Consider the following 14,077-nt stretch of genomic DNA (forward strand, 5'->3'; position numbering starts at 1 on the left):
CGATGCGTGTCAGGCTTGGTTGTTGAAATATCGCTGGAAAATCGGGAAAATCGTGGGGTTGCCGGGTTGGCGACCGACGCTGCGCGCCGATCCGACGCGATCTCCATCGCCCGCGTCATCTGCATATTGGGGGTGGTGTATGTTCATGCCTGGACGGGGTTGAACGGCCATGATCTCGAAAGCCTGCGGGGAACGCCGCAGGACAGCCTGCGCTGGGGCTTGATGGAGATTTTCGGCCGCAGCGCGGTGCCGCTGCTCGGCGTGATTTCCGGTTGGCTGGTCGAAGGATCGTCGCGCACGCAGGATTGGCTTCGCCATGTCGAGCGCAAGGCGCGGACGATCCTGCTGCCGATGATATTGTGGAATGCGCTGGCGATCCTGTTCGTGTCCGGGGCCGCCTGGGCAATGGGACTGGCCGCGCCGGTGCCCTCGTCCACCGACTGGATGTTCCAGGAACTGTTCATCGTCAGCCGCAATCCCGACATCAATGTCCAGATGCCATTTCTGCGCGACCTGTTCCTGTGCATGATCGCCGCGCCCCTATTCGTGCGGCTGCCCGGCTGGGCGCTGGGCGTGGTGGCAGCGATGGCGGCTGTGTGCCAGATCATGGGCTGGGGGCCGCCGGTGCTGATGCGGGCGTCGATCCTGTTCTTCTTCGTCATGGGCATCGTCGCCCGGCGCGAAGGGCTGGCCGATCGTGTCGCGGCGCTACCCTGGGCGGTTGCGGCCCCGCCCTTTGCGCTGTTGATGTCGGCGCAGCTCTATGCTTCGCTGCATCCCGGCCTGGTGCAGCCGGGCATGGGCCTGGCGGTGTTGGACATGGCGGTGCGGATCGTGGCGGCGCTGTTCTTCTGGCGTCTGGCCTGGAGCCTGGCCGCCAGCGCGGCGCGGGAGACGCTGCTGCGGATCGAGCCCTTCGCCTTCTTCCTCTTCTGCTCGCACCTGATCCTGATCTGGCTGGGCGGGCCGGCGCTGGGGTCGCTGTTCGGCAGGCTGGGGTCGCCGCTTTATCCGGCCTATCTGCTGGTGCAGCCGCTGCTGGTGCTGATTACGGTGATCCTGCTCGGATCGGCGCTGAACCGAACCTTCCCGCGCTTGGCCAAACTACTGAGCGGCGGCCGGCTGATGGCTGCCTGACACGGCCTGTGCCGCCGTCATGGCGATTGCGAGGCTGTGGTTGCGGGCCGCGAAATCATGGATCTGGCCGCCGATGATGATTTCATCGACCTGGGTGCGGCGGATGAAGGCGGCGAGATCGCGTTCGACATCGGCTTGCGTGCCGATGGTCGAGGCGCTCAGCACGTCGGCCAGCATCGCCCGCGCCTGTGGCGGCAGGCTTTCATAATAGCCGGGGACGGGCGGTTGCAGCTTGCCGGGCTGGCCGGTGCGCAGGCGGACAAAGGCCTGCTGCATGGAGGTGGCGATCAGCCGCGCTTCCTCCATCGTGTCGGCGGCAAAGACGTTATAGCCCGCCATCACATAGGGATATGGGAGCTGAGCCGAGGGCCGGAAATCGCGACGGTAGATGGCGATGGCCTCATCCAGCGCGCCGGGCGCGAAATGGGACGCGAAGGCATAGGGCAGGCCCAGCGCCGCCGCCAGCTGCGCGCCATAGAGGCTGGAGCCGAGAATCCAGAGCGGCACATCCTCTCCCGCGCCGGGCGTCGCCTGAAAGCCCAGCCGCGCGTCGCCCGCGAAACAGGCCTGCAATTCCATGACGTCGCGGGGAAATTCATCCGGGCCGCCGGTCAGGGTGCGCCGCATGGCCTGCGCCACCCGCTGGTCCGATCCGGGCGCGCGGCCGAGGCCAAGGTCGATGCGGCCGGGAAAGAGCGCGGCGAGGGTGCCGAACTGCTCCGCGATCAGCAGCGGCGCGTGATTGGGCAGCATGATGCCGCCCGCGCCGATGCGGATGTGGCTGGTGGCCTGACCGATATGCGCCAGCACCACGGCGGTCGCGGCCGATGCAATGCCGGGCATGCCATGATGTTCCGCCACCCAATAGCGGTGGAAGCCAAGGCTTTCGGCATGGACGGCAAAGGCAGCGGCACGGCCAAGCGCTTCGCCGGGGGTGCTGCCTTCAATGACGGGGACAAGGTCCAGAACAGAAAAACGGGTCATGACCCGCATATGGGGTGACAACCCGTTTTGTTTCAATACTTATATCGCGCGGTTCAGACGGCGCGTCCGAATCCCTGCGTCGGGCTGTCGGTGCGGCGGCCGAATCCCTGAGGCCGGCGGGCGACCAGCGGATTGGTGTCGCGGTCCAGCAGGACCATGGTTTCGGTGAAGCAGGGACGGAGCGCGACGACATCCTCGATCAGTTCATCGGGGCTTTCCCGGCTTTCCACGCAGCGGCGGGCGACCATCTCGATCTGTTCGGCCAGGGCGCTCAGCCGATAGGCGCCGAACTGCGCTGATTCGCCCTTCAGCGTGTGGGCGGGGGTGACAAGCGCGGCGGCGTTGCGCGCGCGAAAGGCTTCCTCGATCGCGCCGATTGCCTTGCCGCCATCTTCACGGAAATAGCCGAGAATCCGCAGGAAAGCGGTGCCCAGCTCCGCTCGGGATTTGGCAAAATCGGTCCAGTTGACCAGTTCGGCCTCTTGATATGACACCCTGCGACACTCCCTGTTCTGCCGCAGCCAGTATAGAAGGCGGGCGTAAACAGGCGGTTAAGCGGCGCTTAGAGCGATTTCCAAGCGATCGGAATCGATCGCTGGTTAAGAAATCGCGGCAAACAAGGGGGTTTAGAGCGGCGATCTGATCCAATCAGATCGAAAACCGCTCTAAAGGGCGGCGGCAGATGGCGAAGACATGCGTTCCCCTGGCCGTGAAGGTCCAGCCTTGTTGGCGGGCCAGGGCCTCCATCTCCGCTGGGGCGATGGGATCGTCGGCCTCGATCGTGACGGCATTGGCGGAACGCATCGCCCGCGCCACGCGCAACGCAGGCCAGGGGCATTTCATGCCCCGGGCGTCGATATGCGTTGCCTCACTTGTTGGCATAGGGGTTTTTGGCGCTGCGTAGCGTCAGACGCACGGGGACAGCGCCGAAGCCCAGTTCCTTGCGGATGCCGTTCACCAGATAGCGACGATAGCTTTCCGGCAACTCGTCCAGTCGCGTGCCGAACAGCACGAAGGTGGGCGGGCGGGTCTTGTTCTGGGTGATGTAGCGCAGCTTGATCCGCTTGCCGCCCGGCGCGGGGGGCGGATTGGCCTCCAGCGCGCGTTCGAACCAGCGGTTGAGGATGCCGGTCGACACCCGCTGCGACCAGGCGGTGCGGGTTTCGAAGGCGACGCGGATGAGGTCGTCCAGTCCCTTGCCGGTGGCGGCCGAGACGGTCATGATCGGCACGCCGCGTATCTGCGCCAGGCCATCGGACAGCGCCTGCTTGATGCCCTGATAGAGCGCCGAGCCGTGTTCCACCGTGTCCCATTTGTTGAGCGCGACGACGAGGGCGCGGCCTTCCTCCAGCACCTTGTCGGCGATGCGCAGGTCCTGCGCTTCGAGGCCACGGGTGGAATCGAGCAGCAGCACCACGACTTCCGCGAAATTGACCGCGTTGAGGCCATCGGACACCGCCAGCTTTTCCAGCTTGTCCTGCACCTTGGCGCGCTTGCGCATGCCCGCCGTGTCGATCAGGCGGACGGGACGTTCCAGGCCGTCCGGGCTGGTCCATTGCCAGTCGACCGCGATGCTGTCGCGGGTGATGCCTGCTTCGGGGCCGGTCAGCAGGCGGTTTTCACCCAATAGCCGGTTGATGAGGGTCGACTTGCCCGCATTGGGACGACCGACAATGGCGAGCTTGAGCGGCGCGGATTCGATGTCCACCTCATCTGGCTCCGCTTCCTCTTCCGCCTCCTCGCGGTCGATATAGGGGAGGAGCGCCTGGAACAGATCGGCCAGCCCCTGACCATGTTCGGCGGAGAAGGGGATGGGGTCGCCAAGGCCAAGGCTGAAAGCCTCCATCACGCCATCATCCCCAGCTTTGCCCTCGGCCTTGTTGGCCATCAGCACGACGGGGGCGTCACCCTCGCGCAGCCAGCGGGCGATTTCCTCGTCCAGCGGCGTGATGCCGGCGCGGGCGTCGACAACGAACAGCGCGACATCGGCATTTTCCACCGCCGCCTGCGTCTGCATGCGCATCCGGCCGGGCAGGGTCTGCGGGTCTTCATCCTCGTAGCCGGCGGTGTCGATGATGGTGAAATCCACGCCGAGCAGGTTGACCTGCCCCTCCCGCCGGTCACGGGTGACGCCGGGCTGGTCGTCGACCAGCGCCAGCTTCTTGCCGACAAGCCGGTTGAACAGGGTGGACTTGCCCACATTGGGCCGCCCGACAATGGCAACTGTGGGCAGCATGATGGGCCCGTTTCCTTTAAAATATAGGTGCTCCTGCGAAGGCAGGAGTCCAGTCCAGAGCGCGGAACTGGATCCCTGCCTTCGCAGGAGCACGGTTACTTAACATCCTTGGCGGCGTCAGCGGAACGCGGTCAGTTTTCCGTCATCGGCAAGGATATAGAGCGTGTTGTTCGCGACGACCGGGGACAGCGACATGGACTTTTTCAGCTCGACCTCTGCCTGAATCTTGCCGGTCGTCGGATCGACATAGTTGAGGTCGCCATGGGTCGACACCAGCACCAGACGGCCGCCCGCCAGTACCGGACCGGTCCAGCGGATCGCCTGGTCCTTCTTCTTTTCCTTTTTCCAGCGGCGCAACTGGCTGATCCAGCGGATTTTGCCGGTGGCGCGGGCGACGCAGAGCAGCTTGGCGTCGCTGGTCACCGCGAACACCCATTCGCCCACGACCGAGGGCGTGGAAATGCCCGCAATGTTGATTTCCCAGAGACGCTGGCCGCTCACCAGTTCGTAGCTGGCCATGCGACCGCCCTGACCGATGGCGAACACCCGGCCGCGATCGATCACCGGATCGGCGTCGATATCGGTCAGGGACGCCACGGCGGTCGAAATGCTGGTGCGCGAGAGGGCATCCCCCCACAATGTCCGGCCATTTTCATAGCGATAGGCGGTGAGTTCGCCCGAGCTATAGCCCGCGATCACCGTGCCCTGGGCGGCGGCCGGAGCAGCCACGCCGAAGATGCCCGTGACCTGCAACGTGCCACTGTCGGTCCACTGCACTTCGCCGTCGGTCTGGTTGAGGGCGAAAATCTGGTTATCCTGGCCCATCACATAGACATGGCCGTTGGCGAGCGTCGGGGCACCGCGCAGCGGGCCGCCGGGGCGCTTTTTCCACAGGATCGCGCCCGTATTGGCGTCCAACGCCGCCACATCGCCGACGCCGGTGCTGGCATAGAGCTTGCCGTCGATCACGCTGACGCCGCCGCCGAACAAGGCGCGGCCGCTGCCTTCGGCGGGGAGGGGAGTCTGCCACAACTTCGCGCCGCTTGTTGCGTTGAACGCGATCACCCGTGCGTCCGCGTCGATGACATAGAGCTTGCCGCCGACCACCACCGGGGCGGAGGCGAGGCGGGCCTGCGGCGTGCTGCCCGCAATGGAGGCGGTCCAGGCCTGTGAGGGCGAAGCGCCCAGCGCCAGATTGCCCATGGTCTTGGCGGGGCTGCCCCCCGGCTGCGACCATTGGTCGTTGGCATAGGGTTCGGGCAGGGCCACCGGCACATCGGCCAGGGTCGGGTCGACCTCCACGCCCTGCTCATTGCTGAGGATCGAGGTGCGCTTGCCCACCACCGGAGTCTTGGGGCCGCCCTTCTTGCCGCCGATCACACCGCAGCCTGCGAGCAGGGCGATCATCATGGCAACAGTCACGGCGCGGCCGGCGCCCGAAAATTTCGTCATGCTGTGCATTCCCATGCGCCCAATCATTCCTGTCCTGCCACGGCGGGCGTTTCGACTGCATCCACACCCAATAAGCCTGCCATCTGTCGCGCGCGTGAACGGATCGACTGCGGCACCTTCGGGTCCTTCGCCATGGCGGCGAACAGCGGGCCTGCAAGATCGGTCTTGCGCATCTTCATATAGGCTATGGCGACCAGCTCGCCCGCGCTGCCGAACCAGGGCGCGCCCTCGACGGCAAGGGGCTTCAAACGGTCCACCACCTGCTGTGGAGTCAGACTCTCATATTCCAGCGTGGTCTGGCGGATCAGCGCCAGATCGCGATAGGGCTGGTCCAGCGAACTGTCGCTGGCCATCGCCTGATAGGCAGCGATCGCCGCCTTGCCGTCGCCCTTGCGCGCGGCGGTGCCGGCCTTCACCAGCAGAGCGGAGGCGCGGAAGCCGGGCTGGCTGGCCTGCGTCAACGTGTCGACCTGCTTTGCATCGGGCGTGCCGCCGCCGACTGCCGTGGCGATCACCTTGTCCATTTCTTCCGAAACGGCCTGCGACTGCGTCTTCGTATAGTGCTGCCAGTAGAGGAACGCCGCGAAGGCGGCGAGGCCGATGACCACCGCTGCGACGATCCAGCGGCCGAAGCGCTGCCAGAACGTCAACAGCTGGTCCTGCCGGACGGCCTCATCGACCTCACGCATGAAGGCTTCGCTATTTTGCGGCGTCAGGGCCACTTGGATCTCCAGAAATTCGTCAGATACGGCACGCAGAAGGCGCGATCATTAGCGGCGCAAAAGCCTCACGCAAATCACTTTTTGGGCCGATAGACCTGATCTTCGGTCGGAAAGTGCCGGTTTCGGACATCCGCCGCATATTGGGCGGCTGCCCTTTCGATCGTTTCCGCGATATTTTCGTAGCGCTTCACGAAGCGGGGCACGCGTTCGAACATGCCCAGCATATCCTCCGCCACCAGCACCTGACCGTCGCAATGGGCCGATGCGCCGATGCCGATGACGGGCACATCCACGCTGTCCGTGACGGCGATGGCGATGTCTTCCATCACCCCCTCGATCACCATGGAGAAGGCCCCGGCCTGCGCGACGGCGCGGGCGTCGGAGATGATCTTCGCATGCTCCTCCTGGCTCTTGCCGCGCGCGCCATAGCCGCCCAAAGCGTTCACCGCCTGCGGGGTGAGGCCGATATGCGCCATCACCGGAATGCCGCGCTGGCTGAGGAAGTTGATGGTTTCCGCCATGGCGACGCCCCCTTCCAGTTTCACGCCCGCGCAGCCGGTTTCGGCCATGATGCGGCTGGCGCTGGCGAAGGCCTGTTGGGGAGAGGCTTCATAGCTGCCGAAGGGCATGTCGACCAGCACGACGCTGTGATAGCTGCCGCGCACCACGGCGGCGCCATGGGCGATCATCATGTCCAGCGTGACGGGCAGGGTGGAAGGCAGGCCGTAAATCACCTGACCCAGCGAATCGCCTACCAGCAGCATGTCGCAATGCGGATCGAGCAGTTGCGCCTGCCGCGCGGTATAGGCGGTCAGCATCACCAGCGGCTCTTGCGTCTTTCCTTCGAACTTGCGGCGCTGGATGGCGGGCACCGTCAGGCGCTTCATCGGCGCGGGCGTGGGATTGGCGCGGCTGGTCGACGTGTCGAGCGTGAAGGTCGTGGACATGGCACGCGCTCTACCCCAGCGGGGCGCCGGGCGCAAATCGGGCGCGGGTTCAGTGGGACGGAAGCGGCATAAAAAATGCGGGAGCGACAGGGCTGTGTCGCTCCCGCAGGGGGTGAACCTCTTCTTTAGAAGTCGGCCTTGATCGTCAGGCCATAGGTCCTGGGATCGCCCGGCTGGCCGGCGATCAGGCCGGTGTTGCTCGGCGTGGTGGCCAGCAGCTCCAGATAGTTTTTGTCGAAGATATTGCGGACCCAGCCATAGATGTTGAGGCCGTCGCTGTTGCGGAAACCGATCCGCAGATTGTTCAGCGTATAACCCTTCACATCCATATAGATGGAGCGCGATGCGTTGGACGAGAATTTCGACCGGTAGCTGCCGTCCCAGCCGATGTAGAATTGCCCATCGCCGCCGAAGAGTGGGGTCGGCACGTTGAATTCCACGCCATAGGAAAGCGACCATTTCGACACGCCCGGCAGCCACTGACCGGAAATGTCGCAGGTGGCCGGGCTGTTGGTGCCAGGAACGCCGGGCGCGCCGATGACGGCGCCCGAACCGCCGCCCGACAATTCAGGCGGGCAGGGGGCGTTGGTGAACTTGCGGTAGGTCGCGTCGGTATAGGCGCCATTGGCATAGGCGTTCACGCGCTCGGACGGTCTGATGGAGAAATCCGCCTCGACACCACGGGTGCGCACCTTGTCCGCATTGGCGAGATAGCCGCGCAGCACGCTGTTCTGGCCATTATTCACGATCGCCTGATAATTGTCGATCCCGGTCCAGAAACCGGTGAGATTGAAAGTCGCCTTCTTGTCCCAGAACTGGGTTTTCAGGCCCACTTCGAAATGATTGACCTTTTCCGGCTTCACCGTCGCGACGCCCAGTTGCGGATTGCCATTGGCATCCAGCGGTACGCCGTTCAGGTTGATGCCGCCCGACTTGAAGGCCCGTGAATAGGTGGCGTAGGTCATGACATCATCCGTCACCTTGTAGGAGGCGGTGAAGTCATAGGACAGGTTCCAGTCGCTGAACTTGGCGTTGAAGGACTGGGGCGCCAGCACGCCGCGTTGCGCGACGATCCAGGGATCGGTGCTGGTGAAGGTGACCAACTGGTGCGTGCCGTTGGACGCGGTGCCGGTGACGACGGAATCATAGCTGCCGTCCTTCTTGTCATAATTGAGGCGCAGGCCCGGCTGGAGGTCCAGCCGGTCGGTGACATGCCAGGTGAGCTGGCCGAACAGCGCCGCGCTCCAGTTCTTCATGCGGATGTCGTTGTCCGCCGTCAGCCCGTTCAGCACCGCCGGATTGTTGGACAGCGCGCTGCTGGGCGCGAGCAGCCATTTGCTGGCGTCCGTGCCCTGCACCTGTTGTCCGGTGGTGTGAATCTTCTGGTAGAAGCCGAAGGCGCCGGCCACGAAGTCCAGCGTCTCGCCGCTCTGGGCGTAGCGCAGTTCCTGCGTCCATTGCTTCTGCTGGGTCGGGTTCTGCGACTTGGTGGTGATGTCGAGGCCGGTGAAATCGCGGTCGTTCGACGGCTGCCAATCCCAATAGCGATAAGCCGAAACCGATGTCAGCGTGCCCGGTCCCAGATCCCATTCGGCGCGGATCGCAGCACCGCCAATCTCGTTACGCGCCTTCAGCTGCGCGTCGAGATCGGTCAGCCGGTCATAGATATTGGTGCTGGGCACCGCATAGCCAAGCGCAGCGGTCAGCGCCGGATATTGCCGGTTGGCGGCGCGTTGCGTGGGGCCATAGCCCGCATAGATCTGCGCGCAGCAATTGGGATTCTGAAGATTGTAATCGCCCGACAAGGTGATGTTCAGATTGTCGGTCGCCTTCCACAGCAATGCGCCGCGGATACCCAGGAAATCCTGGCTGTTGACCTTCTGATTGGTGGCGACGTTATAAATCGTGCCGTCCCGGTCGGTCACGCTGGCGCCGATGCGGATCGCCAGCCGATCGGTGATTGGGCCGGACACGGTCGCCTTGGCCTGCTTGAAGCCGAGATTTCCGACCGAGATTTCCGCCTTGCCCTCATAACTGAAGCTGGGCGCGCGGGTCGTGATGTTGATCGCGCCGGCGGTCGTGTTCTTGCCATAGAGCGTGCCCTGCGGCCCACGCAGCACCTCGATCTGCTCGATATCCACGAAGTCGAGCGTGGCGGCGGCGACGCGGTTGTAATAGACCTGATCGACATAGATGCCGACGCCCTGCTCGATGCCGTCATTGGTAAGGCCGAGCGGCGCGCCGATGCCACGGATGTTGATCGAGCTGTTGCGCGGATTGGTCGAGTAGAATTGCAGCGTCGGCTGCAATTGTTGCAGGCGGCCGATATTGTAGCTGCCGGTCTGCGCGATCGCATCGGCGTTCAGCACGGAAACGGCCAGCGGCACGTCCTGCAAGGCTTCGACGCGGCGGCGGGCCGTGACGACGATCGCGGCGGCGGCGGCTGTTTCGGCGCCCGGATCATTCTGGGCGCTGGCCGTGGTTTCAGCTGGAGCGGTGTCCTGCGCCTGTGCGCTGGACACGATGATGGATGCGCCCGCCACGCCGGCGAGCAACAGAAAACGCGCAATCATGATGATTCCCCTTCCGGATGTCCGGTGAATATTGATCGCGGCCTCTGCGGTGATCCGCTCAAAGCCGAAGGTCTGGGAATGGAAATAGTGGCCCACCCCTTGCCACCTGTTATTCGGCCCTTGTGCGGACCTTGTTCAGCAACCCTGTCTGGCGCCCCCGCGATCCGATCAGCCCATGGATCCGATCAGGCGGTGAGACGCGTCTTTTCGGTCACGTCGATCTGCACCACCCGCGCATCATGCACGGTTAAAGTGACAGATCCGAACCGTAGCGCTTCGAGCACGCTGCGCACCTTGTCGATGCTGACGGCGATGTCGTGGCGCTGCCCGTCGCCGCGGCCGTTGCGGGCAAGTTCAATCGGTCGGTTTTCACTCATAAGCACCTCTTCGCGGCCTTCTATCTCAACTATATTAATAGACAAAAAAGCAAATATAAGGGGCGCCCAAGTTTCTCTTGTCGCGCCCCGTAGAATGTCAGCCGTGGACCCGCAGCGCCGCCAACCGCCTTTCCTGATGCGTCGACGGGATGGCAGGCCGTAACTGGCGCATGGCAGAGGCCTGCTCATGCGCATTGTCGATCAGGCGATCCAGCAGCGCCTGGCCAAAGCGCCACTCGCCAAGGCCGGATTCCGCGTTGATATGGCCGCAAAACCCTGCGTCGACAAAGCTGCTGCCCCAATTCTTCCCGATGCTGTGCGCGCGTTCGAAGAAGATATAGGGATCGTTACGGCTGGCCACGACGATCGATGGGAAGGGCAGTTGCGCGCGCGGCGTGGGGCCGAAGCCGCCGATCGTCTCCGGCGTCTCCATCCGGTCGCAATCGGGCGGGGCCACCAGCAGCGCGCCGGTCACCGGCCAGCCATAAGCCTGACTTTGCAGGGCGCCCCACCAGGCCACCGCCAGGCAGCCCAGGCTGTGCGCAGCCAGGATGATCGGCCCGTCGGCCTGCCGGATCGCAGCGTCCAGTCGCGTGACCCAGGCGTTGCGGCTGGGGCTGGCCCAGCTGCCCAGATCGACGCGTTCACAATCGCCACGCTTTTCTTCCCACAGGGTTTGCCAATGGTCCGGACCACTATTGTTGAGGCCCGGAATGGTCAGCACGACCGGTTGGCGCGCGTCACCTGAATGTCCGAATCGCTCCATGGTCATATCCTCATCCTGTTTGGATGACAGAGGTAATTCTATTTATTAAGTAGACAATAGGCAAGCGACAAAATGTGTCGGAATCTGGGCAGCCCGATTCATCTGGCGTTCATGTTGAAGGACGCGCCGGAATATGTCCTGCGCGTCCTTCGCAAGCCGTTGAAAACGCTACCAGGGGTAAAGCAGCCCATAATATTGGAAGACACTGCGGCCATAGGCGTCATTATAGTCCGGCCGCTCGTCCGGCAGATGGCTGGGGGCGTTCTCCAGCGTCTCCTTGGCCAGATCGACGACATAGCCGCCTTTGTCGATATCGTAGCTCAGCATCGACCAGGGCAGGGGATAATGATCATGTCCCATCCCCAGAAATCCACCGAAAGACAGGACGGCGTAGCGCACCTGCCCGCTCAGCTTGTCGACCATGAAATTGGAGATATGGCCAAGCCGCTCGCCCGCCTGATTGTAGACCGCCGTGCCTTCGACCCGGTCGGACGCGATCAGGTCGGCATGTTTTTCCGTTGCCGTGTCCGTCATTGTCACTCTCCTGCGAAAATTCGCGCTATTGTGGTGAAACCAAGGCGGAGCGGAGGGGTTCCTGGATTCCCTTCTTTTCCTTGATTTCCGGGTCGCCAGGCGAGTCCATCCGGCTCGAATCCCTTGGCGAAAAAAAAGGAGAATGGTCATGAAGATCAATCGCAGCGGTTCGGCGGTGTGGAGTGGCGGCCTGAAGGATGGAAAGGGCGCGATCTCGACCCAGAGCGGCGCGCTGGACGCGCGTCCCTATGGTTTTGCAATGCGCTTCGAAGGGGTGCCCGGCACCAATCCCGAAGAGCTGATCGCGGCTGCCCATGCCTCCTGCTTCACCATGGCGCTGTCGCTGATATTGGGCGAAGCGGGGCTGACGGCGGAGAAGATGGAAACCAACGCCGTCGTGACGCTGGAGCAGCAGGAGGGTGGCTTTGCCATCACCGCCAGCAAGCTGACGTTGAAGGCGACCATCCCCGGCGCGGACGATGCGCAGTTCCAGGAACTGGCGGCCAAGGCAAAGGCCAATTGCCCGGTATCGAAGCTGCTGAATGCCGAGATCAGCCTGGACGCGGAGCTGTTAGGATGACGGGGCTTGCCTGGCGCGGACATGTTCGCGCCAGGCAATATAGAGGCCGCTGGCGATGATCAGCGCGGCGCCGATCCAGGTCGTTGCCATCGGCCAGTTGCCCCAGATCGCCCAGCCGAGCAGCGTCGTCCAGATGATCGAGCTGTAATCCATCGGCAGCACCACCGACACCGGCCCCCAGCGCAGCGCCGCGGTCAGGCAGATCTGCGCGATCCCGCCGACCACGCCGATCAGCAGCAGCAACCCCCAGGTTGCAAGGTCGTGCGACTGACCGAAAAACAGCATGGCGACCCCCAGCGGCGGCACGGACAGCAGGGTGAACCAGAAAACGATGACCCCTGCATTCTCCGTGCGTCCCAGTTCGCGCAGCACCAGGCTGACGCTGGCGGTGACGACGGCGGCGCAGATGGCGACCGCGACGCCGTTCAGCGGGAAGTGCCCACTGTCGGGGCGGATCATGATGAGCACGCCGGCAAAGCCGATCAACACTGCGCTCCATCGATGGACGCCGGTATGCTCCCGCAGGACCAGCGCGGACAGGATCGTGCCGAATATCGGCATGGTGAAGCCGATCGTGGTCGCCTCGGCGGGCGGCAGCAGAATATAGGAGAGGAAATTGAGCGCCATGCCCGTCATGCCGAACGCCATGCGGGTGGCATGCACCCCGATCCGGCGGGTATGCACCGATTGCACGCCGCTGGTCATAGCGATCCACGCAAAGACGACCGGCAGCGCCAGCGCCTGCCGATAGAACAGCGATTCGATCAGATGAACGCCCCGCGCATCGGCCAGCCGCACCGTCACGAACATGATCGCGAGGCAGATCACGGCAACCAGCCGCAGGCCGATGGCATGAAGCGGGCGATGGGGACGGCTGTGAGGAGAAACGGGCGGCACGGGTCCGCCTTAGAGCATCGTGCGCAAAAGTGGGAACCGGTTTTGCGGCTGAAACGATGCGCAAATAAATACCGGAGCGCGCGTCCTGCGTCTGATTTAACGCAGCGGGCTCCAGCCCGGTCGCGGGATCACGCAACCGGGAACATGAACGACCGTTACAGGCAGGCTTCCAGGAAGGGCTGGTCGAAACCGAACTGCCGGGCCTTGTCCAGCGTATAGGGACGCAGGCCCATGGAGCGATATTCGCCGACGATCCGGCCGCTGTCGTCCTCGTCATGATATTCGAACTTGAACAGTTCCTGGGTGACGATGACGTCGCCTTCCATGCCGATGACTTCGGTGACGTTGGTGACGCGGCGCGAACCGTCGCGCAGACGTTTCACCTGCACGATCAGGTCAACCGAGTCGGCAATCTGCTTGGAAATCGCTTCCTTGGGGATCTTGATGTCGCCCATCAGGATCATGTTTTCCATACGGCCCAGGCACTCGCGCGGGCTGTTGGAGTGAAGCGTGCACATGGAGCCGTCATGGCCGGTGTTCATCGCGGCGAGCAGGTCGAAGCACTCCGCGCCACGGATTTCGCCCAGGATGATGCGGTCAGGACGCATGCGCAGGGCGTTCTTGACGAGATCACCGATGGTGATGGCGCCCTGACCCTCCAGATTCGGTGGGCGGGTTTCCAGCGGCAGCCAGTGCGGCTGCTGAAGCCGCAGTTCGGCCGCGTCCTCGATGGTCAGCACGCGCTCGCCCGGATCGATCATCTTCGACAGGGCGTTGAGCATCGTCGTCTTGCCCGAGCCCGTACCGCCGGAAATGACGATGTTCATGCGGCAGGCACCGGCGATCTTCAGCGCGGTTGCCATCTTCGGCGA

15 protein-coding genes are annotated in these 14,077 nt (G+C 63.8%); 2 read left to right on the forward strand and 13 right to left on the reverse strand.

The annotated features are described in order from the left end of the window. The first annotated feature begins 6 nt into the window (after positions 1 to 6). On the forward strand, positions 7 to 1,137 hold the full coding sequence (locus tag RUH75_RS16005; protein WP_313807788.1) for an acyltransferase: 1,131 nt from the start codon (positions 7 to 9) through the stop codon (positions 1,135 to 1,137). On the opposite strand, the gene RUH75_RS16010 is transcribed toward RUH75_RS16005, so the two are convergent. From RUH75_RS16010 to RUH75_RS16060, 11 genes are all read right to left on the reverse strand, one after another. Then, on the reverse strand, positions 1,105 to 2,121 hold the full coding sequence (locus RUH75_RS16010) for an LLM class flavin-dependent oxidoreductase (RefSeq protein WP_313807790.1): 1,017 nt from the start codon (positions 2,119 to 2,121) through the stop codon (positions 1,105 to 1,107). The two genes, RUH75_RS16005 and RUH75_RS16010, sit on opposite strands and share 33 nt — an antisense overlap. Before the next feature lie 53 nt (positions 2,122 to 2,174). Beyond that, a complete protein-coding gene (locus RUH75_RS16015; protein ID WP_313807793.1) occupies positions 2,175 to 2,615 on the reverse strand; it encodes an Hpt domain-containing protein in 441 nt (146 codons plus the stop codon). Positions 2,616 to 2,769: 154 nt separating this feature from the next. Then, the gene (locus tag RUH75_RS16020) at positions 2,770 to 3,003 is read right to left on the reverse strand and encodes a sulfurtransferase TusA family protein (RefSeq protein ID WP_313807795.1); all 234 of its coding nucleotides are present in this window, start codon (positions 3,001 to 3,003) and stop codon (positions 2,770 to 2,772) included. Further along, positions 2,990 to 4,357 (reverse strand): ribosome biogenesis GTPase Der, encoded by a 1,368-nt coding sequence (gene der, locus RUH75_RS16025; protein ID WP_313807797.1) that lies wholly within the window; start codon positions 4,355 to 4,357, stop codon positions 2,990 to 2,992. Before der ends, RUH75_RS16020 begins: the two co-directional genes overlap by 14 nt. Positions 4,358 to 4,474: 117 nt before the next feature. Beyond that, positions 4,475 to 5,818 carry a PQQ-binding-like beta-propeller repeat protein gene (locus tag RUH75_RS16030; protein ID WP_409592380.1) on the reverse strand — a complete coding sequence of 448 codons (1,344 nt, stop codon included), beginning with the start codon at positions 5,816 to 5,818 and terminating at the stop codon, positions 4,475 to 4,477. 14 nt (positions 5,819 to 5,832) lie between these two features. After that, on the reverse strand, positions 5,833 to 6,531 hold the full coding sequence (locus tag RUH75_RS16035) for a tetratricopeptide repeat protein (protein WP_313807801.1): 699 nt from the start codon (positions 6,529 to 6,531) through the stop codon (positions 5,833 to 5,835). A gap of 74 nt (positions 6,532 to 6,605) precedes the next feature. Next, positions 6,606 to 7,478 (reverse strand): 3-methyl-2-oxobutanoate hydroxymethyltransferase, encoded by an 873-nt coding sequence (gene panB, locus RUH75_RS16040; RefSeq protein ID WP_313807803.1) that lies wholly within the window; start codon positions 7,476 to 7,478, stop codon positions 6,606 to 6,608. A 125-nt stretch (positions 7,479 to 7,603) separates the two neighbouring features. Then, positions 7,604 to 10,051 carry a TonB-dependent receptor gene (locus RUH75_RS16045; RefSeq protein ID WP_313807805.1) on the reverse strand — a complete coding sequence of 816 codons (2,448 nt, stop codon included), beginning with the start codon at positions 10,049 to 10,051 and terminating at the stop codon, positions 7,604 to 7,606. 185 nt (positions 10,052 to 10,236) lie between these two features. Next, positions 10,237 to 10,428 carry a YezD family protein gene (locus tag RUH75_RS16050; RefSeq protein WP_313807808.1) on the reverse strand — a complete coding sequence of 64 codons (192 nt, stop codon included), beginning with the start codon at positions 10,426 to 10,428 and terminating at the stop codon, positions 10,237 to 10,239. Positions 10,429 to 10,525: 97 nt separating this feature from the next. Beyond that, positions 10,526 to 11,194 carry an alpha/beta hydrolase gene (locus RUH75_RS16055; protein WP_313807824.1) on the reverse strand — a complete coding sequence of 223 codons (669 nt, stop codon included), beginning with the start codon at positions 11,192 to 11,194 and terminating at the stop codon, positions 10,526 to 10,528. A gap of 168 nt (positions 11,195 to 11,362) precedes the next feature. Further along, the gene (locus RUH75_RS16060; RefSeq protein ID WP_313807810.1) at positions 11,363 to 11,728 is read right to left on the reverse strand and encodes a PRC-barrel domain-containing protein; all 366 of its coding nucleotides are present in this window, start codon (positions 11,726 to 11,728) and stop codon (positions 11,363 to 11,365) included. 148 nt (positions 11,729 to 11,876) lie between these two features. Between RUH75_RS16060 and RUH75_RS16065 the strand changes: the two genes are divergently transcribed. Next, on the forward strand, positions 11,877 to 12,308 hold the full coding sequence (locus tag RUH75_RS16065) for an OsmC family protein (protein ID WP_313807813.1): 432 nt from the start codon (positions 11,877 to 11,879) through the stop codon (positions 12,306 to 12,308). Here RUH75_RS16065 and RUH75_RS16070 read toward each other — a convergent pair. Together RUH75_RS16070 and RUH75_RS16075 are read right to left on the reverse strand one after the other, a co-directional pair. After that, on the reverse strand, positions 12,300 to 13,205 hold the full coding sequence (locus RUH75_RS16070; RefSeq protein WP_313807816.1) for a DMT family transporter: 906 nt from the start codon (positions 13,203 to 13,205) through the stop codon (positions 12,300 to 12,302). The genes RUH75_RS16065 and RUH75_RS16070 overlap by 9 nt on opposite strands. A gap of 155 nt (positions 13,206 to 13,360) precedes the next feature. Beyond that, positions 13,361 to 14,077 (reverse strand): ATPase, T2SS/T4P/T4SS family (locus tag RUH75_RS16075; protein WP_313807819.1); only part of this gene is annotated, 717 nt, incomplete at its 5' end.

The sequence above is a fragment of the Sphingobium sp. genome (assembly GCF_032153725.1).
In the GTDB taxonomy this organism is placed as follows: Bacteria; Pseudomonadota; Alphaproteobacteria; order Sphingomonadales; family Sphingomonadaceae; genus Sphingobium.

Bases quoted from the DNA above. Each gene is read 5' to 3' on its own strand.
- RUH75_RS16010 (WP_313807790.1), bottom strand. From the start codon at position 2,121: ATGACCCGTTTTTCTGTTCTGGACCTTGTCCCCGTCATTGAAGGCAGC.
- RUH75_RS16020 (WP_313807795.1), bottom strand. From the start codon at position 3,003: ATGCCAACAAGTGAGGCAACGCATATCGACGCCCGGGGCATGAAATGC.
- der (WP_313807797.1), bottom strand. From the start codon at position 4,357: ATGCTGCCCACAGTTGCCATTGTCGGGCGGCCCAATGTGGGCAAGTCC.
- RUH75_RS16030 (WP_409592380.1), bottom strand. From the start codon at position 5,818: ATGCACAGCATGACGAAATTTTCGGGCGCCGGCCGCGCCGTGACTGTT.
- panB (WP_313807803.1), bottom strand. From the start codon at position 7,478: ATGTCCACGACCTTCACGCTCGACACGTCGACCAGCCGCGCCAATCCC.
- RUH75_RS16045 (WP_313807805.1), bottom strand. From the start codon at position 10,051: ATGATTGCGCGTTTTCTGTTGCTCGCCGGCGTGGCGGGCGCATCCATC.
- RUH75_RS16050 (WP_313807808.1), bottom strand. From the start codon at position 10,428: ATGAGTGAAAACCGACCGATTGAACTTGCCCGCAACGGCCGCGGCGAC.
- RUH75_RS16055 (WP_313807824.1), bottom strand. From the start codon at position 11,194: ATGGAGCGATTCGGACATTCAGGTGACGCGCGCCAACCGGTCGTGCTG.
- RUH75_RS16060 (WP_313807810.1), bottom strand. From the start codon at position 11,728: ATGACGGACACGGCAACGGAAAAACATGCCGACCTGATCGCGTCCGAC.
- RUH75_RS16065 (WP_313807813.1), top strand. From the start codon at position 11,877: ATGAAGATCAATCGCAGCGGTTCGGCGGTGTGGAGTGGCGGCCTGAAG.